Annotated in this window: 26 protein-coding genes; 12 read left to right on the top strand and 14 right to left on the bottom strand. The window is 70.5% G+C overall.

Features of this window, described 5'->3' with window-relative positions; genetic code table 11:
* Positions 1-99: 99 nt before the first annotated feature.
* Both ABZS61_RS12690 and mca read right to left on the bottom strand, forming a co-directional pair.
* Positions 100-333 carry a hypothetical protein gene (locus tag ABZS61_RS12690; RefSeq protein WP_356418560.1) on the bottom strand — a complete coding sequence of 78 codons (234 nt, stop codon included), beginning with the start codon at positions 331-333 and terminating at the stop codon, positions 100-102.
* A 1-nt stretch (position 334) separates the two neighbouring features.
* A complete protein-coding gene (mca, locus tag ABZS61_RS12685) occupies positions 335-1,216 on the bottom strand; it encodes a mycothiol conjugate amidase Mca (RefSeq protein WP_356418557.1) in 882 nt (293 codons plus the stop codon).
* Between the two features lie 97 nt (positions 1,217-1,313).
* On the opposite strand from mca, the gene ABZS61_RS12680 reads away from it, so the two are divergent.
* The gene (locus ABZS61_RS12680; RefSeq protein ID WP_356418554.1) at positions 1,314-1,718 is read left to right on the top strand and encodes a DUF4307 domain-containing protein; all 405 of its coding nucleotides are present in this window, start codon (positions 1,314-1,316) and stop codon (positions 1,716-1,718) included.
* Between the two features lie 194 nt (positions 1,719-1,912).
* A complete protein-coding gene (greA, locus tag ABZS61_RS12675; protein WP_356418551.1) occupies positions 1,913-2,410 on the top strand; it encodes a transcription elongation factor GreA in 498 nt (165 codons plus the stop codon).
* Between the two features lie 62 nt (positions 2,411-2,472).
* Here the strand turns inward: greA and ABZS61_RS12670 are convergent, their stop codons facing one another.
* The 3 genes from ABZS61_RS12670 to ilvA all read right to left on the bottom strand — a co-directional run bounded on the left by ABZS61_RS12670 (position 2,473) and on the right by ilvA (position 5,725).
* A complete protein-coding gene (locus tag ABZS61_RS12670; protein WP_356418548.1) occupies positions 2,473-3,330 on the bottom strand; it encodes an ABC transporter permease in 858 nt (285 codons plus the stop codon).
* Positions 3,327-4,331: an ATP-binding cassette domain-containing protein gene (locus ABZS61_RS12665; protein ID WP_356418545.1), complete on the bottom strand. Its 1,005-nt coding sequence runs from the start codon at positions 4,329-4,331 to the stop codon at positions 3,327-3,329. The genes ABZS61_RS12670 and ABZS61_RS12665 overlap by 4 nt, the downstream gene beginning before the upstream one ends.
* A 164-nt stretch (positions 4,332-4,495) precedes the next feature.
* A complete protein-coding gene (gene ilvA, locus ABZS61_RS12660) occupies positions 4,496-5,725 on the bottom strand; it encodes a threonine ammonia-lyase (RefSeq protein WP_356418542.1) in 1,230 nt (409 codons plus the stop codon).
* 158 nt (positions 5,726-5,883) lie between these two features.
* Between ilvA and ABZS61_RS12655 the strand changes: the two genes are divergently transcribed.
* The gene (locus ABZS61_RS12655) at positions 5,884-6,414 is read left to right on the top strand and encodes a MarR family transcriptional regulator (RefSeq protein ID WP_356418539.1); all 531 of its coding nucleotides are present in this window, start codon (positions 5,884-5,886) and stop codon (positions 6,412-6,414) included.
* A 131-nt stretch (positions 6,415-6,545) separates the two neighbouring features.
* Positions 6,546-6,737, top strand: a complete 192-nt coding sequence (locus tag ABZS61_RS12650; protein WP_356418536.1) for a DUF1059 domain-containing protein — start codon at positions 6,546-6,548, stop codon at positions 6,735-6,737.
* Positions 6,738-6,847: 110 nt separating this feature from the next.
* Here the strand turns inward: ABZS61_RS12650 and ABZS61_RS12645 are convergent, their stop codons facing one another.
* On the bottom strand, positions 6,848-7,993 hold the full coding sequence (locus tag ABZS61_RS12645) for a cystathionine gamma-synthase (protein ID WP_356418533.1): 1,146 nt from the start codon (positions 7,991-7,993) through the stop codon (positions 6,848-6,850).
* A gap of 67 nt (positions 7,994-8,060) precedes the next feature.
* On the opposite strand from ABZS61_RS12645, the gene ABZS61_RS12640 reads away from it, so the two are divergent.
* Positions 8,061-9,164: a hypothetical protein gene (locus ABZS61_RS12640; RefSeq protein WP_356418530.1), complete on the top strand. Its 1,104-nt coding sequence runs from the start codon at positions 8,061-8,063 to the stop codon at positions 9,162-9,164.
* 84 nt (positions 9,165-9,248) lie between these two features.
* A complete protein-coding gene (gene msrA, locus ABZS61_RS12635; protein ID WP_356418527.1) occupies positions 9,249-9,959 on the top strand; it encodes a peptide-methionine (S)-S-oxide reductase MsrA in 711 nt (236 codons plus the stop codon).
* A 14-nt stretch (positions 9,960-9,973) separates the two neighbouring features.
* On the opposite strand, the gene ABZS61_RS12630 is transcribed toward msrA, so the two are convergent.
* Positions 9,974-10,192 (bottom strand): hypothetical protein, encoded by a 219-nt coding sequence (locus ABZS61_RS12630; RefSeq protein ID WP_356418523.1) that lies wholly within the window; start codon positions 10,190-10,192, stop codon positions 9,974-9,976.
* A gap of 155 nt (positions 10,193-10,347) precedes the next feature.
* On the opposite strand from ABZS61_RS12630, the gene ABZS61_RS12625 reads away from it, so the two are divergent.
* Positions 10,348-10,986, top strand: coding sequence for an ATP-dependent Clp protease proteolytic subunit (locus ABZS61_RS12625; RefSeq protein ID WP_356418520.1), 639 nt, complete (start codon positions 10,348-10,350; stop codon positions 10,984-10,986).
* Between the two features lie 2 nt (positions 10,987-10,988).
* Positions 10,989-11,594 (top strand): ATP-dependent Clp protease proteolytic subunit, encoded by a 606-nt coding sequence (locus ABZS61_RS12620; RefSeq protein ID WP_356418517.1) that lies wholly within the window; start codon positions 10,989-10,991, stop codon positions 11,592-11,594.
* 7 nt (positions 11,595-11,601) lie between these two features.
* On the opposite strand, the gene ABZS61_RS12615 is transcribed toward ABZS61_RS12620, so the two are convergent.
* Complete coding sequence (locus tag ABZS61_RS12615; RefSeq protein ID WP_356418514.1) at positions 11,602-11,979, bottom strand: helix-turn-helix transcriptional regulator; 378 nt, start codon at positions 11,977-11,979, stop codon at positions 11,602-11,604.
* 313 nt (positions 11,980-12,292) lie between these two features.
* On the opposite strand from ABZS61_RS12615, the gene ABZS61_RS12610 reads away from it, so the two are divergent.
* The gene (locus ABZS61_RS12610) at positions 12,293-12,697 is read left to right on the top strand and encodes a YrdB family protein (RefSeq protein ID WP_356418511.1); all 405 of its coding nucleotides are present in this window, start codon (positions 12,293-12,295) and stop codon (positions 12,695-12,697) included.
* Here the strand turns inward: ABZS61_RS12610 and ABZS61_RS12605 are convergent.
* A complete protein-coding gene (locus tag ABZS61_RS12605; RefSeq protein ID WP_356418508.1) occupies positions 12,679-13,881 on the bottom strand; it encodes a septum formation family protein in 1,203 nt (400 codons plus the stop codon). The genes ABZS61_RS12610 and ABZS61_RS12605 overlap by 19 nt on opposite strands.
* 126 nt (positions 13,882-14,007) lie before the next feature.
* Positions 14,008-15,387: an NADP-specific glutamate dehydrogenase gene (gene gdhA, locus ABZS61_RS12600; RefSeq protein WP_356418505.1), complete on the bottom strand. Its 1,380-nt coding sequence runs from the start codon at positions 15,385-15,387 to the stop codon at positions 14,008-14,010.
* Between the two features lie 339 nt (positions 15,388-15,726).
* Here gdhA and ABZS61_RS12595 point away from each other — a divergent pair, with 339 nt between their 5' ends.
* Positions 15,727-17,301: a hypothetical protein gene (locus ABZS61_RS12595; protein ID WP_356418502.1), complete on the top strand. Its 1,575-nt coding sequence runs from the start codon at positions 15,727-15,729 to the stop codon at positions 17,299-17,301.
* A 250-nt stretch (positions 17,302-17,551) separates the two neighbouring features.
* Positions 17,552-18,070, top strand: coding sequence for an RDD family protein (locus tag ABZS61_RS12590; RefSeq protein ID WP_356419375.1), 519 nt, complete (start codon positions 17,552-17,554; stop codon positions 18,068-18,070).
* A gap of 49 nt (positions 18,071-18,119) precedes the next feature.
* On the opposite strand, the gene ABZS61_RS12585 is transcribed toward ABZS61_RS12590, so the two are convergent.
* The 4 genes from ABZS61_RS12585 to ABZS61_RS12570 all read right to left on the bottom strand — a co-directional run bounded on the left by ABZS61_RS12585 (position 18,120) and on the right by ABZS61_RS12570 (position 22,314).
* The gene (locus ABZS61_RS12585; RefSeq protein WP_356418499.1) at positions 18,120-18,803 is read right to left on the bottom strand and encodes an ABC transporter ATP-binding protein; all 684 of its coding nucleotides are present in this window, start codon (positions 18,801-18,803) and stop codon (positions 18,120-18,122) included.
* Between the two features lie 45 nt (positions 18,804-18,848).
* Complete coding sequence (locus ABZS61_RS12580) at positions 18,849-20,312, bottom strand: ABC transporter permease (RefSeq protein ID WP_356418496.1); 1,464 nt, start codon at positions 20,310-20,312, stop codon at positions 18,849-18,851.
* Between the two features lie 152 nt (positions 20,313-20,464).
* The gene (locus tag ABZS61_RS12575; protein WP_356418493.1) at positions 20,465-21,733 is read right to left on the bottom strand and encodes an Ig-like domain-containing protein; all 1,269 of its coding nucleotides are present in this window, start codon (positions 21,731-21,733) and stop codon (positions 20,465-20,467) included.
* A gap of 179 nt (positions 21,734-21,912) precedes the next feature.
* On the bottom strand, positions 21,913-22,314 hold the full coding sequence (locus ABZS61_RS12570; RefSeq protein ID WP_356418490.1) for a hypothetical protein: 402 nt from the start codon (positions 22,312-22,314) through the stop codon (positions 21,913-21,915).
* Positions 22,315-22,422: 108 nt separating this feature from the next.
* Here ABZS61_RS12570 and ABZS61_RS12565 point away from each other — a divergent pair, with 108 nt between their 5' ends.
* Positions 22,423-22,728, top strand: a complete 306-nt coding sequence (locus tag ABZS61_RS12565; RefSeq protein ID WP_356418487.1) for a hypothetical protein — start codon at positions 22,423-22,425, stop codon at positions 22,726-22,728.
* The last annotated feature ends 115 nt before the right edge of the window (positions 22,729-22,843 follow it).

The following is a 22,843-nucleotide window of genomic DNA, read 5'->3' as shown; positions in this document are numbered from 1 at the left end:
CGAGCCACCACACGGCGCAGGGCGTACCCCACGGACCGGGCCGCCTCGGGACCGTCCGGCGATCGAGGACGGACCCGCGCCCCGGGCCGGGGGGCGCGCCTACTTCTTGGCGGGGGCCGCCGCCGGCGTCGGCGCCTTCTCGGATACGGCCGGGTCCGGCGCCTCCTCGAAGTCGATCTTGCCCATGTGGCGGTTCATCGACTTCATCAGCAGCCACACGCCCACGGCGAGTGCCGCGAAGACGAGGAAGCCGAGGACGCCGGGCGTCACCTTGTTGTCGTCGACCTCCTTGGCCAGAGGGACGAGCTGGTTCAGTGCCTGGGTCGCGTACATATCAGGCATTGTCGCGGATGCCCGCGAAGAGGTCGCTCTCGGGGAGGGAGGTATCGACGAGAGACTTGGCCAGCTCGTACTCCTCCGTCGGCCAGACCTCCCGCTGGATGTCCATCGGGACCCGGAACCAGCCGCCGTCCGGGTCGATCTGCGTCGCGTGCGCGATCAGCGCCTTGTCGCGGATCTCGAAGAACTCGTCGCACGGAACGTGCGTGGTCAGCGTGCGCTCCTCGCGCTGGAACTCCTTCCAGCGCTCCAGCCAGTCGCCGTACGGGGACTCCAGCCCGCGCGCGAGCAGCGCCTCGTGGAGGGCGACCGTGCGCGGCCGGTTGAAGCCCTGGTTGTAATAAAGCTTCAGCGGCTTCCAGACGGGCCCGAACTCCGCCTCGGGGAACCTCTCGGCGTCCGCGGCACCCTCGAAGGCGATCATCGAGATGGTGTGGGTCTTGATGTGGTCGGGGTGCGGGTACCCGCCGTTCTCGTCGTACGTGGTGATGACCTGCGGCCGGAACGCACGGATCTTCGCGACCAGGCGGCCCGCGGCCGTCTCGTCGTCCTCCAGTGCGAAGCAGCCCTCCGGCAGAGGCGGCAGCGGGTCGCCCTCGGGCAGGCCCGAGTCGACGAAGCCGAGCCACTGCTGGTCGATGCCCAGGATCTCGCGGGCCTCGTCCATCTCCTTCTGGCGCACCTCGTGGATGTTCGCCTCGATGTACGCATCCCCCTGGAGCTTCGGGTTGAGAATGGATCCCCGCTCGCCCCCTGTGCAGGTGACGACCAGGACGTCCACCCCCTCGGACACGTACTTGGCCATGGTGGCCGCGCCCTTGCTCGACTCGTCGTCGGGGTGGGCGTGAACGGCCATCAGTCTCAGCTGCTCGGTCAAGACTCGGTCCTCAGTGATTGGTCGCGATGGTCGGCTTCTATAGTGACTGACCGGGGAGGCGGAAAATTCCGCGATCCCCTGTACGGGAGGAACGATCATGGCAGCGGTGCGCGAGGGCTTGCCCGACGGTCGCTACGGCCGGTCCGAGGATCAGCGTGCGGACCGCAAGCTCAAGATCGTCGGCGCTGTGCTCGGTGTGGCCTTCCTCGGCATGATCGGCTGGTTCGGCTACGACTACGTCGCGGGCCAGGACATCAGCGCGGAGCTCATCAAGTCCGACATCGTCTCGGACGACCGGGCGGAGGCGCACCTCGAGGTGCGCAAGGACCGGGACACCGACGGGTACTGCACGGTCCGCGCGCTGAACGAGGACAGCGGCGAGGTGGCCCGCAAGGACTTCCGTTTCGACGAGCGCTCCGAGCGGATCGACGAGGTCGTCTCGCTGCGGACGACGTCCAGGGCGACCGCGGTGGAACTGGTGGCGTGCACCGCCGGCAGCTGATCGCAGTACCGGGCGCGCGGCGCGCCTGATCCGCACGCCCCGGCGCTCACCTGCACGGATACGCGTGTGACCGTTTACCTTCTCCCCCTTTTCGCGGGGAATTGTTAGGCTCGTGGTTTCGCCCACCCGTGGCAGCACATGCTTGGGGTAGGGCGATGCTTTGTATTCCCAGTACCGACGAGGAGCACCCTGTGATGACCCAGACCAGCGATAACGTCACCTGGCTCACGCAGGAGGCGCACAACCAGCTGAAGGCCGAGCTGGCGCGCCTCACTGGTCCCGCGCGCGCGGAGATCGCCGTCAAGATCGCGGCAGCACGTGAGGAGGGTGACCTCAAGGAGAACGGCGGATACCACGCCGCCAAGGAGGAGCAGGGCAAGATGGAGCTCCGGGTGCGCCAGCTCACCCAGCTCCTCGAGCACGCGAAGGTCGGCGAGGCACCTGCCGACGACGGTGTGGTCGAGCCCGGCATGGTCGTGACGATCGCCTTCGACGGCGACCCCGACGACACCGTCACCTTCCTGCTCGCCTCGCGTGAGTACGCGAGCGCGGACATCGAGACGTACTCCCCCCAGTCGCCGCTCGGCACAGGGGTGAACGGCAAGAGGATCGGCGACGACGCGGACTACGAGCTGCCGAACGGCAAGAGGGCCTCGGTGAAGATCATCGCAGCGAAGCCGTACACGGGCTGATCCGCAGCCGTCATGACGGAGCCCCGGCCGCATGTGCGGCCGGGGCTCCGTGGTGGTGCGGGTCAGGCAGTCGCCGAGCGGTACCTGCGGACCGCCAGGGTGCGGAAGACCGCGACGATCAGGACCGACCAGAGCACCGAGGCGAGGATCGGGTGCTGCATCGGCCAGGCGTCCGGGGTGACGAAGCCCGGCGGCAGGTTGCCGAACAGCTCGCGGCAGGCCTGCACCGTGGCGCTGAAGGGGTTCCACTCCGCGATGTGTCGCAGGACGGTCGGCATCTGGTTGGCGTCCACGAAGGCGTTCGAGATGAACGTCAGCGGGAACAGCCAGATCAGTCCGCCGGACGTGGCGGCCTCCGGCGTGCGGACGACGAGGCCGATCAGCGCGCCGATCCAGGAGAACGCGTACCCGAGCAGGAGCAGCAGCAGGAAGCCGAGCAGCACCTTGCCGAGGTTCTCGTGGGTCCGCCAGCCGATGATCAGTGCGACACCGGCGAGCACGACGAGGGTGAGCGCGGTCTGCACGAGGTCGGCGAGGGTACGTCCGGTGAGGACGGCTCCCCGGGCCATCGGCAGCGACCTGAAGCGGTCGATCAGCCCTTTGTGCATGTCGTCCGCGATGCCCGCGCCGGCCCCGGCGGTGGCGAAGGTGACGGTCTGGGCGAAGATCCCGGCCATCAGGAACTCTTTGTAGTCCGTCGACGAGATGGTGCTGCCGACCTTGATGGAGCCGCCGAACACGTAGGTGAACAGCACCACGAACATGATCGGCTGGATCAGCCCGAAGATGACCATCTCCGGGATGCGGGCCATGCGGATGAGGTTGCGTTTGGCGACGACGAGGGAGTCGGCGACCGACTGGCTGATGCCGCCGCGCGGGTTGATCGGCGCAAGTTCGGGGGTGTCCGTGGTGGCAGTCACTGCCCGTCCTCCTTGCCGCTCTTCGCGGCGCGTGTCGATCCGCTCTCCTCGTTCTTCTCCAGCTCGGCGGCGTGGCCGGTGAGCGAGATGAAGACGTCGTCGAGGGTGGGCCGGCGCAAGCCGATGTCGTCGATCTCCACGCCGTTGGCGTCGAGGTCGCGGATGACTTCGGCGAGCAGTTTGGCTCCGCCGGTGACCGGGACGGTCAGCTTGCGGGTGTGTTCGGCGAAGGCGATCTCGCCCTTGCCGTAGGTGGCGAGCACCGAGCGGGCACGCTCGATCTGGTCCCGCTGATGCACGATGACCTCGACGCGCTCCCCGCCGGTGCGGGCCTTCAGCTGGTCGGAGGTTCCACGGGCGATGACCTTGCCGTGGTCGATGACGCAGATGTCATGGGCGAGGTGATCGGCCTCCTCCAGGTACTGCGTGGTCAGCAGCAGCGTCGTACCGCCTGCGACGAGCTCCTGGATGACCTCCCAGAGCTGCTGCCGGTTGCGGGGGTCGAGGCCGGTGGTGGGCTCGTCCATGAACATCACGGGCGGGGAGACGACGAGCGCGGCCGCCAGGTCGAGCCGGCGGCGCATGCCTCCGGAGTACGTCTTCGCGGGGCGGTCGGCAGCGTCGGAGAGGTTGAACTTCTCCAGGAGCTGCACCGCCCGCTTCTTCGCGTCGCGTGAGCTCATCTGGTAGAGCTGTCCGACCATCTGCAGGTTCTCGCGCCCGGTGAGGTACTCGTCGACTGCGGCGAACTGGCCGGACAGCCCGATCGAGTGGCGTACCTCGTTGGGATTCTTCAGTACGTCGATGCCCGCCACGACAGCCTTGCCGCTGTCGGGCTGGAGCAGGGTGGTCAGTACGCGTACGGCGGTGGTCTTGCCGGCGCCGTTGGGACCCAGGAGCCCCAGGACGGTGCCTTCCGGTACGTCGAGGTCGACGCCGTCCAGTGCTCGTACTTCGCCGAAGGTCTTCACCAGGCCTTCGGCGTAAATGGCGCCTGGCATGTGGGACTCCCCCAGTTGCTTCGGTGACTTCCTGAAACAGATCCTAGATTTGTCGGTGGCCCGGTGTCCGGGCCACGGACTGTTCGGCGCCGCACGTTATCGCGATACATCGTGAGTCACAACAGGTTTTCGCCCGTCGTCGGGCCCGGCACCCTGCCCGGCGCTCAGCCCATCACGAGATAGCCGGCCTCCCGAAGGGCGGCCGCGACCTCCTCGCAGTGCTCCCGGCCCTTCGTCTCCAGGTGCAGTTCCACTTCCGCCTCGGTGAGCCCCAGTCTCGGATCGGTCCGCACGTGGCTGACGTCGAGCACGTTGGCGTCGGCCACGGACAGCGTGCCGAGCAACGCGGCCAGCGCCCCCGGCCGGTCCGTCAGCCGCAGCCGGAGGCTGAGATAGCGGCCTGCCGCCGCCATGCCGTGCGTCAGGATGCGCTGCATCAGCAGCGGGTCGACGTTGCCGCCCGACAGAACGGCGACCACCGGCCCGCGGAACGCCTTCGGGTCGCTCAGCAGCGCGGCCACCGGGCTCGCCCCGGCGGGCTCGACGACCATCTTGGCCCGTTCGAGGCACAGCAGCAGGGCGCTGGAGAGCTCGTCCTCGGAGACCGTACGGACCTCGTCGACCAGTTCCTGGACGAGACCGAACGGGATGTCGCCGGGGCGGCCCACCTTGATGCCGTCGGCCATGGTCTGCACCGAGTCGAGCGCCACCGGGTGCCCGGCAGCCAGCGACGGCGGGTAGCCGGCCGCGCCCGCGGCCTGCACGCCCACGATCCTGACGTCGGGGCGGAGCGCCTTCACGGCGACGGCGATGCCCGCGGCGAGACCGCCGCCGCCGATGCCGACGACGATCGTGCGGACCTCGGGGCACTGCTCGAGGATCTCCAGGCCGACGGTGCCCTGGCCCGCGATGATGTCCGGGTGGTCGAAGGGGTGGATGAAGACGGCCCCGGTCCGTTCCGCGTACTCCTCGGCGGCGGCGAGCGTCTCGTCGACGACATGTCCGTGGAGGTGAACCTCCGCCCCGTACTCGCGTGTTGCCGCCACCTTCGGCAGGGGAGCGCCGAGCGGCATGAAGACCGTCGACCGTACGCCGAGCAGCGAGGATGCCAGTGCGACACCCTGCGCATGGTTTCCGGCACTCGCGGCCACGACTCCGGCCGCCCGTTCCACCGGGCTGAGGCCCGCGATCCGTACGTATGCGCCGCGCAGTTTGAACGAGCCGGTGCGCTGCAGGTTCTCGCACTTGAGGTGGACAGGCGCGCCGACCAGTGCCGTCAGATGGCGGCTGCCCTCCATCCCGGTGGTTCTGGCCACCCCGGACAGCATCTTCTGCGCCCCGCGGACGTCGTCGAGGATCAGCGGAGGAAAGGGGCCTGGCGTCCGGTAGGTCATGACAGCAAGTCTTGCAGCTCGGAGCGGTCGCGGCCCTCGCATCTCATGGTGGCCTGCGGTGGTGTCCACAGGTTTGTGCAGCGCTGGTACACGTTGCCCCGTGGCCGCGTACTCTGTCCCCCACTCCATCCGACACCGCACGAAGAGAGCCCCCGGCCATGCCCCCTCAGGACATGACGACTGCTGCGTCTCCTTCCGGGGGCGCCGCCCCCAACCACCCGGGCACCGACCCCCTCCTCGATGCTCTCCAGCACCAGGTGGCCGTCTTCGCCCGCCGTGCCGAACAGACCCGCCTCGGCGGTGTCGGCCAGGTCCGCAACTCCATGGACCGCGCCGCCTACCTGCTGCTCAACAGGCTCGACCGGGAAGGCCCGATGGGCGTCAAGGCGCTGGCCGCGGGCATGGGGATCGACTCCTCGACCGTGACCCGGCAGGTGGCCCCGCTCGTCGACACCGGGCTGGTCAAGCGCACCTCGCACCCGGAGGACGGCCGGGCGGTCGTGCTGCAGCTGTCACCGCGCGGCCAGGCGCGGCTCGACGAGGTCCGGGCCTCGCGACGCGAGCTGATGTCCCAGGTGACCGGCGACTGGAGCGAGGAGGAACGCGACACCTTCTGCGCCCTGCTGACCCGGTTCAACGCCTCACTGGCCGCGCGGCAGGCCGCGCACCACCCGGTACAGGACAACTGACCGGCGGCGCACCGGTTCCCGCGCTTCCCGGGCCGACGACACCCGCAGGACGGCCGGTGACGGCCGCTGGGCATCCCTTTCGCCCGGATCTATCCTGGAGGAGTCGCCAGGTACGAGCCGAGGAGGCTCTCATGACACGGAAGATCGCCGACTGCCGTAAGTACCCGAGCGTGTCGAACTGCTCACTCGCCATCACCGGCGAGGAGGACGAAGTCGTGCGGGCAGCCGCCGAACACGCCGTCTCGGTCCACGAGCACACGGACAGCCCCGAGCTGCGCGAGGAGATCCGGGCCTCGTTGGAGGACGAGAAGGTCGCTGTCTGACAGCGGATCCGTCCGGCGGCCGTGTACGTCACGGCCGCCGGGCGGACACGTTTTTCGGGGTCCTCTCTGCGGATCAGGCCACGAACCCGGCCTGATCCGGACGAGAGGTCCTAGCCGAGCGCCTGCGTGAGGTCGGCCAGCAGGTCGTCGGCGTTCTCGATGCCGACGGACAGCCGCACCAGGTCGGCGGGCACCTCCAGCGGGGACCCCGCGGCCGACGCGTGCGTCATACGGCCCGGGTGCTCCAGCAGCGACTCGACACCACCGAGCGACTCACCGAGCGTGAACAGCTTGGCGCGGTTGCAGACCTCGACCGCCGCTTCCTCGCCGCCCGCGACGCGGAAGGACACCATCCCGCCGAACGCCTTCATCTGCTTGGCGGCGATCTCGTGCCCCGGGTGCTCCGGCAGCCCCGGGTACAGGACCTCGGTCACCTTGGGGTGGCGGGTCAGCAGGTCGGCGACCTTGGTGGCGTTCTCGTCGTGGCGGTCCATGCGGACCGCGAGGGTCTTGATGCCGCGGAGCACCAGCCAGGCGTCGAACGGCCCGGCCACGGCGCCCATCGCGTTCTGGTGGTACGCGAGCTCCTCGGCCAGTTCGGGGTCGCCGACGACGAGCGCACCACCGACGACGTCCGAGTGCCCACCCATGTACTTGGTCGTCGAGTGCACGACGACGTCCGCGCCGAGCGCGAGCGGCTGCTGGAGATAGGGGCTGGCGAAGGTGTTGTCGACGACCAGCCGCACGCCCGCCTGCCGGGCCACACCGGCGACGGCCGCGATGTCCGTGATGCCGAGCAGCGGGTTGGACGGGGTCTCCACCCAGATCGCCTTGGTGCGGGCGGTGATGGCCGCCCGGACCGCCGACACGTCGGAGGTGTCGGCCACCGAGAACTCCACGCCCCAGCGCGAGGCCACCTTCGCGAACAGCCGGAACGTGCCGCCGTAGGCGTCGTTCGGGATGATCACGTGGTCGCCGGGCGTGAGCAGCGTGCGCAGGAGGCAGTCCTCCGCGGCGAGGCCCGAGGCGAAGGCGAGCCCGCGCCTGCCTCCCTCCAGGGCCGCCAGGTTCTCCTCCAGGGCGGTACGGGTGGGGTTGGCGCTGCGGCTGTACTCGTAGCCGCCGCGCAGCCCGCCGACGCCGTCCTGCTTGTACGTGGACACCTGGTAGATCGGCGGGACCACGGCGCCGGTGAGGGGATCCGCCGTGTTGCCGGCGTGGATCGCAAGGGTCTCGAAGCTGTGCTGGTCGCTCATGAGGACCGAGCGTAGTTCGTCAAGAGGGCACTTACCGGCCGCTGCGCCGTCAAGGGACAATGGAGCCATGGAGATTCTGTGGTTCCTGCTCGCCCTGTGCATGCTCGCCGTGGTCGTCGGCCCGATCATGCTGCGCCGCCGTGGCGGTATCCGGCAGGTCGCGCCCGGTTCCCCGGACGCTGCCGACCCGGAGAACTACGGGTTCGTGCGGCAGGAGGAACTGGACATCCGGATGCCGGGCCCCGACCAGGACCTTCTCGACGTCCTGGCCGTCGTGCAGGGCACCCAGGAGTGGCGGGCCGCCTCCCAGCTGCTCGCGGGCACGCCCAAGGAGAGCGAGATCCGCTGGCAGCGGGTGCAGGCCTTCGCCGGTGCGGCCTCGCTGGAGCTGGCGCAGCGGCCCGGTGAGGGCGGGGCGTGGCTGCGGAAGTGGCGGGCCGAGGCCCCGAAGGACGCGGGCGGCGCGGCGGTGCACGCCGAATTCCTGGTGCAGCAGGCGTGGCGCACCGCCGCGGTGGGCTCCGACGACTTCCGGATCATCCTGGAGGAGGCCCGTACGGTCTGCGGCGAGGCGGCCCTGCTGGCACCGGGCGACCCCGTCCCGTACATCGTGGAACTGGCCGTCGCCCGCGGACTGGGCTACTCCCACGAGCAGTTCGACCAGCTGTGGGCGAAGGTCATCGACCGTGCCCCCGCCCACATGGGTGCGCACATCGCCGCCCTGCACTTCTGGTGCGAGAAGTGGCACGGTTCGGCCGAGCTCGTCGACCGCTTCGCCACGGCCGCCGCCGCCCGCGCCCCGCAGGGCTCACTGCTGGCCGCGTTGCCGCTGTTCGCGCTGTACGAGAACCTGCCGGAGGTCAATCTCGTGCAGGGCTTCTACCGGGGTGCCGTCGCGACGAAGGCGGTCGGGGGCGCGATGTTCGCGGTGCACGCCGCGCGAGCCGATGATCCGGTACTCGCCCATGTCCGGCACCTGCTGGTCTTCTTCCTCGTCCGCATGGAGCGCTGGTCGGAGGCGATGCACCAGCTCGTCCACATCGACGGCCACGTGGGCGCGCTGCCCTGGATCCAGGACTCCGATCCGGCCGCCGAGTACACGGTGTACCGGGCGCTGGCCGTCGCCGGGTACGAGGCGAACGGCGGCAGCCCGGCGACGCTGCCGCAGTAGCCGGCGACGGGCAGGGGGCGGCGGAATCCACGGCGCCCCCGTGGCGTTGTACGCACTGAACACCGACCCCGGAGGAGCCCCCGCATGTTCCTGAACCACCGCACCCCGCAGCTCCCCACCCCCGAGGAGGCCCTGCGCGGCCGCCCCGTCCCCGAATTCGCGGTCCCGTCCCGCCACACGGTCCTCGGCAACCCGCTGACCGGCCCGTACCCGGAGGGTCTGGAGGTCGCGGACTTCGCGCTGGGCTGTTTCTGGGGTGCCGAGCGCAAGTTCTGGCAGACCGAGGGCGTGTGGACGACCCTGGTCGGCTACCAGGGCGGCTCTACGGAGAACCCGGCGTACGAAGAGGTCTGCTCGGGCCTGACGGGCCACACGGAAGCGGTCCGTGTGGTCTTCGACCCGACCGTCGTGGGCTACGCGGAGCTGCTGAAGCTCTTCTGGGAGTCCCACAACCCGACCCAGGGCTTCCGCCAGGGCAACGACGTGGGTACGCAGTACCGCTCGGCGGTCTACACCCACACCGCGGAGCAGGCGGAGGGCGCGGCAGCGTCCCGCGAGGCGTACCAGCGGGTCCTCACCGGTGCGGGCTTCGGCGAGATCACCACGGAGATCCTGCCCGCCGAGGGCCGCACGCTGTGGCCGGCGGAGCCGTACCACCAGCAGTACCTGGACAAGAACCCTGACGGCTACTGCGGTATCGGCGGTACGGGCGCCACGCTGGAATCCCCCTCCGAGACGAACTGGGGCCGCGCCTGCCCGACGGGTATCGCCCCCGCTCCCACCACCGGCGAGTGACGTAGCGGGCAGGCTCAGGCCGGGCCGGGCGGCAGGGGAACCCCTCTGTCGGCGGCCACGGCCGCAGCGGCCTCGGCGCACGCCGACCAGCGGTAGCCCCGCCGGTCGAGCACGCCCGTCACCGGCTCCTTCCGGCAGGGGTTGGTCCTGTCCCCGTGCCAGGTGCACCGCGTGCTCGACTCGCTGTCCGGGTCGAGCAGTTCGAGGCCGATCCAGACTCCGCTGCTTTCCATGCGGTCACCGTAGCGGCGGATCGTGCGGTCACCGTAGCGGCGGATCTGCCCGCGGCGAATCTGCCGAGGGCCGAGATCCGTGATGTGGACGCCCCTCCGGGCCAAGAGTGGAGGGAGCGCGGCCGTTCCGGCCGCCCCCACCACCGGGAGGTCCGATGTCACTCCACTTCGCTGCCCGTCCACGCGCCGCCGACGAGGACACACCGCCGACGCGGTTCGACGACCACCTCGCGGCGCAGCTCCTCGCCCAGCGGATCGTCTTCCTGGGGACCCAGGTGGACGAGGTCTCCGCCAACCGGGTCTGCGCGCAGCTGCTGCTCCTGTCCGCCGAGGACCCGCGCACCGACATCAGCCTCTACATCAACAGTCCCGGCGGGTCCGTGACGGCCGGGCTGGCCATCTACGACACGATGCAGCTCATCCCGAACGACGTCTCCACCCTCGCCATGGGCTTCGCGGCATCGATGGGGCAGTTCCTGCTCACCGTCGGGACCGAGGGCAAGCGGTTCGCCCTGCCGAACGCGCGGATCATGATGCACCAGCCGTCGGCCGGCATCGGCGGCACGGCCTCCGACATCGCGATCCAGGCCGAGAACCTAGAATTCACGAAGCAGGCCGTCGAGCGGATCACGGCGGCGCACACCGGGCAGTCCGCGGAGACGATCTCCCGGGACGGCGACCGGGACCGGTGGTTCACGGCCGGGCAGGCGAAGGCGTACGGGATGGTCGATCACGTCGTCGAGTCGCTCGACGACGTACGCCCGTCCGGTTCGCGGCGACGGATGGGACTCTGATCATGAGCCAGTACACGATTCCGAACGTCGTCGAGCGCACCCCGCAGGGGGAACGGTCCTACGACGTCTTCAGCAGGCTCCTGTCCGAGCGGATCATCTTCATCGGTACGGAGATCGACGACGGGGTCGCCAACGTCGTCATCGCCCAGCTGCTCCACCTGGAGTCGTCGAGCCCCGGGACCGAGATCGCGATCTACCTCAACTCGCCGGGTGGCTCCTTCACTTCGCTCATGGCGATCTACGACACGATGAGCTTCGTCTCGGCCCCCATCGCGACGTTCTGCGTGGGCCAGGCCGCCTCGACCGCGGCCGTGCTCCTGGCCGGCGGCGACCCGGGCCGCCGGTTCGTCCTGGAGCACTCCCGGGTGCTGCTGGGGCAGCCGGCCAGCGGTGGGCAGCAGGGGACGGTCTCCGACCTGCGGCTGCACGCCGAGGAGATGCTGCGGATCCGCTCACAGGTCGAGGAGGTCCTGGCCCGCCACACCCCCCACGACCTCGCGACCCTGCGGGCCGACACCGACAGGGACAGGATCTTCACCGCGCAGGAGGCGGTGGCCTACGGCCTCGCGGACGAGGTCCTCAGCCGCCGGCTCCTGGCCTCCGCCTGAGGCGGCATCAGGCGGCCAGTCGCACCTCGCCCATGGAGGCGCGGGCCGGGGACATCCTGGAGGCCGTGCTCCGGCGCGCGAGCTCTCCCTGGGCCAGGGACAGCACATCGGCCAGTCCGAGTCCGAGCGAACGGGCCGCCGCCCCGAGGACCTCCGACGAGGCCTCCTTGCGGCCGCGCTCGATCTCGGAGAGGTACGGCATCGAGATCCGGGCGTCCTCGGCCACGTCCTTGAGCGTCCGGCCCTGGGCGAGCCGCTCGCGGCGCAGGACATCCCCGACGACGTCCCGCCAGAGCGGCTCTCTGGCGGCGGGGGCGGGACCCGGCCTCGCGGGGACGGGACGCAGGGGGATGACGCGGGCTCGGTTCTGCGTGTGGCTGCTCATCGCCCCAGCCTAGGAGCGCTGCGCCCGGCGCGGGAGGTGGAAGCGTTCCGCGCCGGGCGAATCTGCTGTTGGCTAAGCCGGGTGTCGTGCGGCGTGTCCGGCTGCGGTGTTCACCACGACCGACCCGTCCACCGCAGAGTCGCCCCGCACCACCGACGCCGCGCTGCCCCGGACCGTGTTCCTCGCCCCTGACGGGCAGGTACCCGGGCGCGCATGGTCGCGGCGGGCTGAGGGTGGTTTCCCGGCGTACACCGGACAGGTCTCGCTACGCTTCCGCACGGAAGATCGACGACCGAAGGGGCGGGCGGGACACATGACGGTGAACGACGGCCGAGACCCTCGTGCCGCGATGCACGGCCGCCCGTGGTTCGCCGCGAACGAGGTGCTCGCCTTCGTCCTCGAACTGGTGGCGATCGGCGCTCTGGCCCGGTGGGGCTTCACCGCCGTGGACGGCTGGGCGACAACGCTGCTGCTGGGGCTGGGCACCCCTGCGGCGGCCGTTGCCCTGTGGGGGCTCTTCGCGGCACCCCGCGCCCGGATCCGGCTGCCGCTCCCGGGCGTCCTCGCGGTGAAGACGCTGGTGCTCGGCGGTGCGGCGGCAGCGGTGTTCGGGACGGGGCATCCGGTGGCGGCCGTGGTCCTCGCGGTGGTGATGGCGGTGAACACGGGCTGCGCGGAGTACTTCCGGCGCGGCGCCGGTCAGGACGTGACGACGTAACAGGTGTAGGCGCCGTCCACCGTCGTCTCGGTCCCTCCCCCGCCCACCGAGACCGTGGTGTCGGAGGAGCCGATGTACGAGAATCCGCCCTTGTGAACGGCGTCGCGCCGCCATGCGGCCGGGGCCGTCTCGTACGCGCGTCTGCACTGCTGATCCGCGTACTCGTCCCCGCTCTTCTCCGCACGTTCCCCGGGGAAGGTCCGGTCCACCTCGGTCTGGGCGATTACACGCATGTCGTGGCTCGCCGCGCAGTCAACCGGACGGACGACCCCGTTGCTGCCGAGTCCCGTGTCCGTGGCGGCGCACTGGCCCGCCTTCAGTCCGCCCACGGGTGCCAGCGCCTTCAGTGCGTCCTCGACGCCCTTGCCCGGCTTCTCGTGCCGGACCGGCTTGCCGAACTCGCTCAGTTCGTAGGTCGCCCGCAGGGTCCGGATGCTTCCGGTGGGAGCGTTCTCCTCGTGCAGGCCGACGAGTACGGGCCCGAGGTCGGCGGTCACCTTGGTGAGCCTGCCCTCGGAATCGAGCCGCACCGTCAGTTCCACCTGGTCGCCCCCGGCGGTCCGGAGTTCCGGGGGCAGTATGTCCGACGCGATCTCGGCGAGTACGGTCACCCGGTAGACGCGGCTGCCGTCCTTCTGCCGCTCGGGTTCCTGGCGGGGGATCGTACGGGGGACGAGGTCGGCGAGGGTGCCGCTGTACGGTGCCACGTCGCCCGCGGCGTGAGCGGCCACCGCCCGGGTCGACTCGCCCAGTCCCGTGATCGCCTCGGGGGTGTAGCGCAGCCAGGCGGAGGTGCCGCGCCGGACGTAGACGTCGTCGCCGTCGGTGGCCAGGGTCTGTTCGACGGTCGTCCCCGGCTCCCCGACGAACTGGGCGGCGGTCCGGTGGAAGCGCCGGTCCACGGTGAGGCCGACGGTGGCGAGCGAGGTCCCTCTGGTGTAGTCCAGGCTTCCCTCGGTGCGCTGTTCGGCGTCGCCGGTCGTCGTCCCGTACGTGAGGGTCGAGACGAAGGTGGCCGTGCCGGCCTTCCGCGTCGCTTCCGTCGCCGCGTGGAACTGCTCGGCCAGGGGCCGGCCGTAGACGGACTCCCCTGGTTCCGCGTCGTCACTTGCGCCGCATGCGGCTGTGCCGACGAGCGCCGAAGTCAGCGCGAGCACGGCCCTCCAGCGTCTTGCAGTCTCCACGTTCCCCACCCCTTGTACCTGCTCCGACCAGGCATTCTTCTCGGAGCGGGTACGTATGCGCGAGCACAGGATGATCACGAAACCCGCACTCGGGCTCGGGACGTGTTCCGTCCCGAGCCGGGCGCGTCAGATAAGGCCCTGTGCCAGCATCGCGTCGGCCACGAGCTCGAAGCCCGCGATGTTCGCGCCCACCACGTAGTTGCCGGGGCTGCCGTAGCGCTCGGCTGTCGTGTAGCAGGCGTCGTGGATGTGGCGCATGATCTCGGCGAGGCGCTCCTCCGTGTGGGCGAAGGTCCAGGAGTCGCGGGAGGCGTTCTGCTGCATCTCCAGCGCGCTGGTGGCCACGCCGCCCGCGTTGGCCGCCTTGCCGGGGGCGAAGGCGACACCCGCGTCCTGGAGGATGCGGACGGCCTCGGGCGTGGTGGGCATGTTGGCGCCCTCCGCGACCGCCTTCACGCCGTGGCGTACGAGGGCGAGCGCGTCGGTCTCGTCGAGTTCGTTCTGGGTGGCGCAGGGCAGGGCGACGTCCACGGGGACGTTCCAGACACCCGTACCCGGCACGTAGCGCGCATGCTCGCCGCGGCGCTCCGCGTAGTCGGAGACCCTGCCGCGCCCTGCTTCCTTGACCTCCTTGAGGAGGTCGAGGTCGATGCCCTTCTCGTCCACCACGTAGCCGCCCGAGTCGGAGCAGGTCACGACGGTCGCGCCGAACTGCTGGGCCTTCTCGATCGCGTAGATGGCCACGTTCCCCGAACCCGAGACGGCGATGCGCTGGCCGTCGAGGGATTCGCCGCGACTGCGGAGCATTTCGGCGGTGAACAGGACACAGCCGTAGCCGGTCGCCTCGGTGCGGGCCTGGGCGCCGCCCCAGCCGAGGCCCTTTCCGGTGAGCACACCGGACTCGTAGCGGTTGGTGATCCGCTTGTACTGGCCGAAGAGGTAGCCGATCTCGCGGCCGCCCACGCCGATGTCTCCGGCGGGTACGTCGGTGTACTCGCCGAGGTGGCGGTGGAGTTCCGTCATGAAGGACTGGCAGAACCGCATGATCTCGGCGTCGGAGCGGCCCTTGGGGTCGAAGTCCGCACCGCCCTTGCCGCCACCGATCGGCATGCCGGTGAGGGCGTTCTTGAAGATCTGCTCGAAGCCGAGGAACTTCACGATGCCCAGGTTGACCGAGGGGTGGAAGCGCAGTCCGCCCTTGTACGGGCCGAGGGAACTGGAGAACTCCACGCGGAAACCGCGGTTGACGTGGATGTCGCCTGAGTCGTCCGACCACGGCACCCGGAAGATGAGCTGGCGCTCGGGCTCGCAGATCCGCTCGATGATCCGGGCGTCGACCAGCTCCGGCCGCCGCGCCAGCACCGGACCCAGGGTTTCGAGGACCTCGCGTACCGCCTGGTGGAACTCCTTCTCACCCTGGTTGCGTCGCAGGACCTCCGCGTAGAGCGGTTCGATGACGCGGGTGGCGGCGGTGTGCGGGCTTACGGAGCCGGAGGTGGCGGGCATCTGATCAAGACCTTCCATGGGTGGGCTCGTGCACAACGGCGCTTCCTGTCCCTGGAAGCGCCACCGGTCGGGGGAGGACCGTCGCACCGGGCGATTGTCCCAGCGTGGCCCCGGAGAAGCCCGGAGCCGCCTCCATACTGACCACGATCGTCCGTATGACGACCCGTACGGTGGCGAACCTCACAGCCTCCCGGGCAGGAGCGTGAGGGTCCTGGGGGCGCCCCGCCCCGCCGTAGGGTGTGCGGAGTGGGGATCACTGAACGTGTTCGTACGCATACGCAAGCTCCCGGCCGTCCGTCCGCGAAGATCCCGCGGCCGCGCAGCAGTTCGAGCCCGGGCATGGCGGTCGACCGGCGTCCGGCGTGGCGGGTGCCGCTCGTGGCGACGCTGGCGGTCGTGCCGTTGTACGTGGTGTGGGCCGCGGTCCTGTCCACCGGTGGCGGGGACCTCGCGGCGCAGCTGGCGTGGGCGGACTTCGCGGGGCGGCACCCCTGGTCGGCGTACAACCTCTCCTGGTACGGCGGGATGCACACCGCCAGCTACAGCGTGCTCACCCCGCACCTGATGGCCGTGCTCGGCGTGCGGACGGTCTCCGTGGCAGCAGGACTGGGCGGGTCGTGGGCGCTGGGACGGCTGTGCGCGCGCAGCGGGATGCGGTGGCCGGTGGCGGTCGCGGTGCTGGGGTCGTTCGGGATCTGGTGCAACGTCGCATCCGGGCGTACGACGTTCGCGCTGGGCGCGGCGATCGGGCTGGCCGCGCTGGTGTGCGTGACGGGGCGCCCCGCCGCCGCCGCGGGGTGCGCCGCCCTGGCGACGGCGGCAAGTCCGGTGGCGGGGCTGTTCCTCGTGGTGGCGGGTGCGGCGTACGGACTGGACGGGCAGGTGCGCAGGGCGCTCGCGCTGCTGGCCGCGCCGGTCACGGTGGTCACGGCGACGACGGTGCTGTTTCCGTTCACGGGCGAGCAGCCCATGCGCGCGGATGTGTTGTGGATGCCGCTCGGAACGTGCGCGGCCGTGGTGCTCGCCGCGCCGCGCACGGCCGGCTGGCGGGTGGTCAGGTTCGGAGCCGCGGTGTACGCGACCGGGGTCGTCCTGACCTTCTGTGTCGCCTCGCCGGTCGGCACGAACGTGGAGCGGCTGGTGGGGCTCGCCGGGCCGCCCGTGCTCCTCGCGGCGCTGCTCGCGGGCGCCCGGGGCCGGGCAGGGGCGGTACGGCGGGTGGGGACCGCGGTGCTCGCGGGGGTCCTCGTGGTCAACACCGGCTGGGTGGTGAACAAGACCGACGACGATCTGGAGGTCTCCACCACGGTGCCTGCCTGGGCCGTGCACACCGACGGTGTCGTCGCCGCGCTGCACGCACTCGGCGCCAACCGCACCCGGGTGGAGGTCGTCCCGGCCCGCAACCACCGGGAGGCGGCCCTGCTCGCCGGGCACGTCGCGATGGCGCGCGGCTGGAACCGCCAACTGGACGTGGAGCGCGGCCGGCTGTTCTACGGGAGGACGCCGGCACCGGCGGCGTACCGCGGCTGGCTCGACCGGTGGGCCGTCGGCCTGGTGGTGCTGCACAGTGGCACGCCGGACGGTCCGGCCGAGGCGGAGGCTGCCCTCGTCCGGCGCGGCGCGGACTGGCTGGAACCGGTGTGGCAGGACACGTGGTGGCGGGTCTACCGGGTCCGCGGGGCGGCAGGGCCGGTGTCGGCGCCGGGCGAGGTGGTGCGCGGGGACGCGGCGTCGCTGGTGGTGCGGATGCCGTCGGCGGGGTCGGTGCGGGTACGGATCGCGTACTCGCCCTGGCTGCGGGCGAACGGCGGGGCGTGCGTGGGACGGGACGGCGCCTGGACGCGGCTGACGGTGCCCCGGGCCGGCGTGTACCGGCTGGATTCCGGCTACCGGTGGCCCGGTGGCGGCTGCTGACCGTGCTCCCGCACACGCGCGACGGACATCCGCGGTAAGTCGGGGGTGCACGAGAAGCTCCCGCCGGCTGACGATCGGTCATGATGCCGTCATGACATCGACACGGGGGCCCCGGAACGCTACCGGAAGGCAACTTCCTTATAGACCAGGGGTGTTGGGGCACGTGCCCCGCTCGCGCGACGGGGCGGTGCCCCCTCCCCCGTACGGACTGCTCCGGCCGCCGCCCTCCCTTCCGTCCGGCGCCGACGGCATGCGGCGATACCTCGCGATCGCCCTCGACTGCTATCTCTGCCTGCTGGCGGCCGGGTTACTGACCCGGCCGTACGTGCACGCGGCCGAGACGGGCCGGGCCGTGGTCCTGACCGCCCTGCCCGCCCTCGCGCTCTCCTTCGTCAACCAGGTGCTGCTGACGGCGGCCCTCCGGGCCAGCGCGGGCAAACTGATCATGGGGGTACGGGTGATCGGACTGCCCGACGCCGGCCGGCCGGGGCTGGGACAGCTGGTCAGGCGCTGGCTGTACGGGCTGGTCCGGCTTCCGCTGCAGCTCCGGTACCGGCTGCGCCCGCGCCCCGCCCGGACCGGCGTCCGACGGCCCGGCGCCCCACGGCCCGCGGGCGGGCAGCCCGGGATCGCACAGTCACGGGTCCCGCAGCCCGAGGGCTCACCGCCGGGCAGCATGGCCGACGACGAACTGACGGGGCTGCGCCAGGTGAGGCGCGGGGACCTGCGGACCTACCGCAGGTCCGTCGCCGCGTACGCATCGGTGTGACGCGGCGCCTCCCGCCCGTCGGCCGGGGAGCGCCGCGCACCCGCCGGCTTCAGGCCGCCGCATTCTCCGTGACCGTCACCCTGCCCTTGCGGATGGTCGCCACCCGCGGCGCCTTGCGGGCGAGGGAACTGTCGTGGGTGACCATCACGAAGGTCAGCCCGTGCTCCTTCCACAACCCGTCGAGCAGTTCCATGATCTCGTCGCGCATGGACTCGTCGAGGTTGCCCGTGGGTTCGTCGGCGAGCAGCACCTTGGGCCGCTTCACGAGCGCCCTGGCGATCGCGACGCGCTGCTGCTGGCCGCCGGACATCTCGCCCGGCAGATGGGTGGGACGGTCGCCGAGGCCGACGGAGTCGAGGGCCTCCGCGGCCCGTTCCCGACGGGTCCTCGCGCCGAGGCCGAGCGGGACGAGCGCGGTTTCGACGTTCTCCTGGGCGGTGAGCGTCGGAATCAGGTTGAAGCTCTGGAAGACGAAGCCGATGGACTCGGCCCGGACCTTGGTGAGCCGGGACTCGGGCAGCTTCGCCAGGTCGACGCCGTCGAGTTCGATGGAGCCGGCTGTGGGTCTGTCCAGCCCGCCGAGCATCTGGAGGAGCGTGGACTTGCCTCCGCCGGTCGGACCCTGGATGACGAGCCTGCCGCCGTCCTCGATGGTCAGGTCGACGCCCGCGAGCGCGTCGACGGGGTTCTTGCCGCGCATGTAGCGCTTGGTGACGCCCTTGAGCTGGTACACGTGTGGACTCCTGCTGTACGTACGGAGGGGAGGGGCGGGGCGGCGTTACGCGACGCGGCGCAGGGCGTCGGCCGGGCGCAGCCTGGAGGCCCGCCAGCCGCCGAAGGCACCCGCGATGAGGCCTCCCGCCACCGCCAGCGCGACGGCGGTCAGGATCGTCGTGAGGGAGACGGGGGCGGTCAGCGCGATGTCGAGGGTCTTGGCCGCGGTCTGGCGGCCGGGACCGCCGCCCCCCATCGGGCCGCCGCCTCCCATGCCGCCTCCGCCGCCCGAGGAGCCGAGCTGGGCGGTGAGGGTGGGGCTGATGGCGGTCACGGCGTACGCGCCGGCGAGCCCGACGGCGATGCCGAGGACACCGCCCATGAGGCCGTTGACGAGGGCCTCGCCGACGACCTGGCGGGTGACGCGTCCGCTCTTCCAGCCGAGCGCCTTGAGGGTGCCGAACTCCCGTACGCGGCGGCTGACCGCCGAGGACGTGAGCAGGCCGGCGACGAGGAAGGCGGCGGCCAGGACGGCGATGGAGAGCCACTTGCCGACGCTGGAGGCGAGGTCGGAGGCGGTGGAGAGGGAACCGGAGACCGTGTCGGCGAGGTCGGCGGACGTGGTGACCGTCGTACCGGAGATGTTCTTCTGGATGGCGGCCTTGACGGTGTCGATCGCCTGCGAGTCGGCGGCCTTGACGTAGACCGTGGTGACCTTGTCCTTGGAGTCGGCGAGCGTCTGCGCCTGCTTCAGCGGGACGTAGACGTTGGCGGCCGCGTCGCCGCTGTCCGCCGTCGAGACTCCGACGATCGTGTACTTCGTGCCGGAGATCGTGACGGTCTTGTCGACCGTGAGCTCCTTCTCCTTGGCGTACGCGGCGTCGACGACCGCGACCTTCGCGTCGGTCTCGGTGGCCTTGAACGTACGACCCTTGGTGATCTTGGAGGAGGTCAGCGGGCCGAGGTCCTGCTGGGTGACGTCGGTGCCGTACACGGTGAAGGAGTTGACGTCGAAGGAGGCGCCGCCGCCCTGGACCTCACCCTGCGGCTGACCGCTGCCGCCGGCGCGGGGGCCGCCCTGGGTCGCTCCGTCGCCCTCGGTGGACTGCTTGAACTCACCGCGCTTGAACTGGCCGTCGACCTTCATGACGGTCAGGCTCAGCCCGCCGACGGCGTCCGCGACGCCGTTCTGCTCGCCGACCTTGTCGACGGTGGTGGAGGCCAGTGTCTGGAAGCCCTGGACCATGACGCGGTCGGTGCTCTGGGTCGCGTCGTCGTCGTCCTTGGCGTCGAACTCGAACCGGGGCCGTTCGGTGCCGGAACCCGGAGCGGCGGCGGCTTTGGTCACCGTCATGTCCGTACCGAGGCCGTACAGCGATTGGAGGACCTTGTCCTGGGCCTTGCTCATGCCCGAGGAGACCGAGCTGACGATGATGACCAGCGCAATGCCGAGGGCGAGCCCCGAGGCGACGACGAGCGCCGCCTTTCTGCGACGGCGCAGCTCGCGCCGGAGGTAGGTGAAGAACATGGCGCGAAGCTACGGAGCGGGTGTGATGAGGAGTTAAGGCTGCGATGAGAGCCGGATGAGAACGCCTGCGGGCCGCACACGCCGAAGGCGGCGGCACCCGGGGAATCCGGGGTGCCGCCGCCTTCGTACGGGGGAGGAGCGCGGTGGGAGGATCAGGCGGCGGGGGCCGCCGTCCACTCCGCCCAGCTCATGTTCCAGCCGTTGAGCCCGTTGTCGGGGGCGATGGTCTTGTCCGGGGAGTTCTTGACGACGACCACGTCACCGATCATGGAGTTGTCGTAGAACCAGGCGGCCGGCACGTTGGGGTCGCCAGCGCCCTTCGTGTCGGACAGGCCGACGCAGCCGTGGCTGGTGTTGACGCTGCCGAAGATCGACTTGGCGCCCCAGTAGTTGCCGTGGATGAAGGTGCCCGACGTGGACAGCCGCATGGCGTGCGGCACGTCCTTGATGTCGTACTCGCCCTTGCCGTCGTCGTCGGTGAAGCCGACCGTCGAACCGTCCATGCGGGTCTCCTTGAACTTCTCGGAGATCACCATCTGGCCGTTGTACGTCGGGTTCTCCGAGGAACCGGCGGAGATCGGGATGGTCTTGACCGTCTGGCCGTCCCGGGTGACGGTCATGGTGTGCGCCTTGGCGTCCACGGTGGAGACCTGGTTGCGGCCGACCTTGAAGGTGACCGTCTTCTGCTGCACACCCACGACGCCGTCGGCACCCTCGACGCCGTCGAGCGCCAGCTTCAGTGTGACGGTGGAGTTGCCCTGCCAGTAGTTCTCGGGGCGCAGGTCCAGACGCTTCTCGTTGAACCAGTGGCCGACGACTTCCTGGCCGCTGCTCGACGTCACGGTGATGCCGTCCTGGACGGCCTTCTTGTTCGTGATCGCCTTGTTGAAGTTGATCGAGACGGGCATGCCGACGCCGACGGTGGAGCCGTCCTCGGGGGTGAAGTTCCCGATGAAGCTGTTCTCGGGTGAAACGGTGGTGAAGGAGCTGTTGGCGTGCGCCTCGCGGTCCTTGGAGTCGGTGGCCGTCGCGCTGATCTTGTACGTGGTCGAGCGTTCGAGCTGACCCGTCGGCTTCCAGCTGGAGCCGTCGGAGGCGAGCGTGCCCTCGACGGCCTCTCCGGCGGACGTGGTCATGGTGACTTCGGTGAGCTTGCCCTTGGCGACGGTGACCAGGGCGGCACTGTTGATGCTCGCGTTGGTGGCACCGTTCTTCGGCGCGATCGTTATCTGCGCCTCGGAGGCGTCCTTGGCCGCCGCCTCGTCCACCTCGGCCTGCGACGTCTTCGAGCTCTCGGCGCTGCCGCCCTTGCCACCGCCGTCGTCGCTACAGGCCGAAAGCACCAGCACGCCGCCGAGCAGTGCGGACGCGGCCATGAGGCCCCTGCGCCGCTTGCTGTCCGTCATCACACGCTTCTCCATCGTTGCCGATTCCCCAAAATCCCCGACGGGGCCGCCTGAGGGCGCACACCCGTCAATGCTCCAAGAACACCCTGACCGGGTCTTCCGTTCCTCATCAGCCGAAGATGTGGGGAACACCACTCATCGACGCACCGGGGGCAACGGCGGTTCCCGCTGCCCGGCCGGCGTGCCGAGCGGAGTCAGCGTTCCGTCCCGCCACCCTCTTCGTCGTCCGTCTCATTGTCCTCGATCCCGTAGTGGCCCTCGTCCTCGTCGTCCCCGCCGGCGGTCCAGTCGTCGGCGCCGGGGTCGTAGTCGATGGTCTCGCTGCTCCACGAGGCCTGCGCGAGCTCGACCCCGGGTACCTGGCTGACCAGGTCGAACGGGTCGATGAGTGACGCGAGCGCCTCAGCATCGTCTTCCCTGACCGTCGCCTCCGCATGCATACGTTCTTCGCCGGAGTCCTCGGCGGCGGCGCCGGACGCCGCGTAGTCGGCGGCGATGCTCTCGAGTGCGGTGCCGGTCAGCGCGTCCGCGTCGGTGATCTCCAGCACCATCTCCACGCGAAGCCGAACAAATGCGGTTGTCTCTGAAGTGCTCATACGCCGGAGCGTAAGGCTCCTGGGGCCCGCGACTTTCCTCCGACCCGCTGCTTTGCTTAGCATCGGTCCACGGGGCTAACTGATGGTTGTCGCAAGGGGATCGATTCTGTGTCCATCGCTCGTCGCACGCTGCTGACCACCACCGCGGCAGGCACCCTGCTCTGCGCTCTCTGGTTCGTCCCCTCCGCCAACGCGACGGACGGGGCAGGCCCGCGGAGCGGTTCCGCCGGCTCCTCCGCTCCCGGCCAACAGGCGTCCGGTGCGGGAGAGATCACCACGCAGGAGACGCTCGCCGACACCGGGGCCGGGGTCGACACCACCCCGTACCTGATCGGCGGTACGGCCTTCCTGTGTGCCGGAGCGGGATTCGTCGCGTACTCGGTACGCCGGGGCACCGTGAGCCCGGGCTTCTGACGTACGCCGAAGGGCCGTTGCACCCGCGGGCTGGACGCGTCGGCCTTGGCCTTCTCGTCGGTCGACTTGGCGCTGCCGCCCTTGCAGACCTTCTTGTTCTTCGCCTGGCCGGCCC

It is taken from the genome of Streptomyces sp. NPDC005566, from assembly GCF_040605575.1.
Lineage (GTDB): Bacteria > Actinomycetota > Actinomycetes > Streptomycetales > Streptomycetaceae > Streptomyces.
Note: the sequence above shows the minus strand (reverse complement) of the source record. Positions and strands in the feature narration are given on the sequence as shown.

What these genes read in the sequence shown, in the direction of transcription:
- msrA (WP_356418527.1), top strand. Translation starts at nt 9,249, where the DNA reads ATGTTCCTGAACCACCGCACCCCGCAGCTCCCCACCCCCGAGGAGGCC.
- ABZS61_RS12570 (WP_356418490.1), bottom strand. Translation starts at nt 22,314, where the DNA reads ATGAGCACTTCAGAGACAACCGCATTTGTTCGGCTTCGCGTGGAGATG.
- ABZS61_RS12590 (WP_356419375.1), top strand. Translation starts at nt 17,552, where the DNA reads ATGCGGCGATACCTCGCGATCGCCCTCGACTGCTATCTCTGCCTGCTG.
- ABZS61_RS12620 (WP_356418517.1), top strand. Translation starts at nt 10,989, where the DNA reads ATGAGCCAGTACACGATTCCGAACGTCGTCGAGCGCACCCCGCAGGGG.
- ABZS61_RS12615 (WP_356418514.1), bottom strand. Translation starts at nt 11,979, where the DNA reads ATGAGCAGCCACACGCAGAACCGAGCCCGCGTCATCCCCCTGCGTCCC.
- ABZS61_RS12595 (WP_356418502.1), top strand. Translation starts at nt 15,727, where the DNA reads ATGGCGGTCGACCGGCGTCCGGCGTGGCGGGTGCCGCTCGTGGCGACG.
- ABZS61_RS12655 (WP_356418539.1), top strand. Translation starts at nt 5,884, where the DNA reads ATGCCCCCTCAGGACATGACGACTGCTGCGTCTCCTTCCGGGGGCGCC.
- ABZS61_RS12630 (WP_356418523.1), bottom strand. Translation starts at nt 10,192, where the DNA reads ATGGAAAGCAGCGGAGTCTGGATCGGCCTCGAACTGCTCGACCCGGAC.
- ABZS61_RS12665 (WP_356418545.1), bottom strand. Translation starts at nt 4,331, where the DNA reads ATGCCAGGCGCCATTTACGCCGAAGGCCTGGTGAAGACCTTCGGCGAA.
- ABZS61_RS12645 (WP_356418533.1), bottom strand. Translation starts at nt 7,993, where the DNA reads ATGAGCGACCAGCACAGCTTCGAGACCCTTGCGATCCACGCCGGCAAC.
- ABZS61_RS12640 (WP_356418530.1), top strand. Translation starts at nt 8,061, where the DNA reads ATGGAGATTCTGTGGTTCCTGCTCGCCCTGTGCATGCTCGCCGTGGTC.
- ABZS61_RS12680 (WP_356418554.1), top strand. Translation starts at nt 1,314, where the DNA reads ATGGCAGCGGTGCGCGAGGGCTTGCCCGACGGTCGCTACGGCCGGTCC.
- gdhA (WP_356418505.1), bottom strand. Translation starts at nt 15,387, where the DNA reads ATGCCCGCCACCTCCGGCTCCGTAAGCCCGCACACCGCCGCCACCCGC.
- greA (WP_356418551.1), top strand. Translation starts at nt 1,913, where the DNA reads ATGACCCAGACCAGCGATAACGTCACCTGGCTCACGCAGGAGGCGCAC.
- ABZS61_RS12575 (WP_356418493.1), bottom strand. Translation starts at nt 21,733, where the DNA reads ATGGAGAAGCGTGTGATGACGGACAGCAAGCGGCGCAGGGGCCTCATG.
- ABZS61_RS12625 (WP_356418520.1), top strand. Translation starts at nt 10,348, where the DNA reads ATGTCACTCCACTTCGCTGCCCGTCCACGCGCCGCCGACGAGGACACA.
- ilvA (WP_356418542.1), bottom strand. Translation starts at nt 5,725, where the DNA reads ATGACCTACCGGACGCCAGGCCCCTTTCCTCCGCTGATCCTCGACGAC.
- ABZS61_RS12690 (WP_356418560.1), bottom strand. Translation starts at nt 333, where the DNA reads ATGTACGCGACCCAGGCACTGAACCAGCTCGTCCCTCTGGCCAAGGAG.
- ABZS61_RS12580 (WP_356418496.1), bottom strand. Translation starts at nt 20,312, where the DNA reads ATGTTCTTCACCTACCTCCGGCGCGAGCTGCGCCGTCGCAGAAAGGCG.
- ABZS61_RS12610 (WP_356418511.1), top strand. Translation starts at nt 12,293, where the DNA reads ATGACGGTGAACGACGGCCGAGACCCTCGTGCCGCGATGCACGGCCGC.
- ABZS61_RS12650 (WP_356418536.1), top strand. Translation starts at nt 6,546, where the DNA reads ATGACACGGAAGATCGCCGACTGCCGTAAGTACCCGAGCGTGTCGAAC.